Source organism: Streptomyces sp. NPDC047706 (assembly GCF_043204795.1).
In the GTDB taxonomy this organism is placed as follows: Bacteria; Actinomycetota; Actinomycetes; order Streptomycetales; family Streptomycetaceae; genus Streptomyces.
In genome coordinates this window covers 1-1,086 of the sequence record NZ_JBIDCW010000075.1, presented here as the reverse complement: position 1 = coordinate 1,086, position 1,086 = coordinate 1, and the positions used below count along the sequence as shown (strand labels likewise).

1 protein-coding gene is annotated in these 1,086 nt (G+C 65.4%); it reads right to left on the bottom strand.

Annotated elements, in window-relative coordinates:
- Positions 1-981 (bottom strand): malate/lactate/ureidoglycolate dehydrogenase (locus tag ACGF8A_RS34575; protein ID WP_393114812.1); only part of this gene is annotated, 981 nt, incomplete at its 3' end.
- Positions 982-1,086 lie beyond the last annotated feature (105 nt).

Here is a 1,086-nt window from a genome sequence, read left to right as displayed (position 1 = left end):
GCCCTGCTCCAGCCGCGTCGCGCGGTTGGCCTCTTCCCATTCTCCCGGCACCGCGATCGGCTGTTCGCCGCTCGGCGGCGACGCCTTCACCCAGCCGATAAACGCTTCGGCCTCGGCCTGCATTTGCGGGGCGTCGAAGGCCTGAGGATCGAGGATCAGGGTCGTCATGCAGTTGAAGATGGCGTCGCTGTCGGCTTTCAGCGTAGCGTCGTGGGTGGTGCGGCCGCCGGAGAGCGCGCCGCCGAGGATCTCGCACATCGCCGCCAGCGCATAGCCTTTGTGCAAGCCGAACGGCAACAGTGACCCGAACGGCGCTTCGTGCATCACCTTCGGTTCGGTGGTGGGTTGCCCGTGTTCGTCGATCAGATAGCCCGGCGCCACCGACAAGCCTTTGTTATAGGCCACCCGAGTCTTGCCGAAGGCGATGCCGCTGGTGGCGAAATCCAACAGCAGCGGCGTGCGGCCCGGCCGCGGGAAAATGGCGCAGAACGGGTTGGTGCCGAAGCGGCGATCGCTGCCGCCGAACGGCGCCACCATCGGATCGCCCACCACGTTGACGAAGTGAATCGAGATAAAACCGGCGCGGGCGCACTGCTCCGCCCAATGGCCGATGCGGCCGATATGGTGCGCATTGTGCAGCGCCACCGCTGCCAGGCCCAGCTTGCCGGCGCGTTCAATGCCCAGCGCCATCGCTTCGCTGGCCACCACCTGGCCGAAGCCGCGCGCGCCGTCGAGCGTCAGCACCGCGCCAGCGTCGCGCACCACTTCGGCGTGCTGATTGAGCTGTAATTGCCCCTGCGCCAACGACGCCATGTAGCTGGGGATCATGCCGACGCCGTGCGAATCGTGCCCGGCCAGATTGGCCTGCACCAGATGATCGGCCACCAGCTCGGCTTCGCGCGCCGTACTGCCGGCCTGGCGCCAAATTGCCTGAACGAACTGCGTCAAATGCGGGCTGGCGATACGGTATTCGGTGCTCATCATGCGGTCCTTATGCGTGGGGAATGTGCCTCCACACTATGAGCAACGCCTTGTTGCGGCAAGCGATTATGCCGATCGCAAGCGTCCCGTTTTAACTACAGTGTC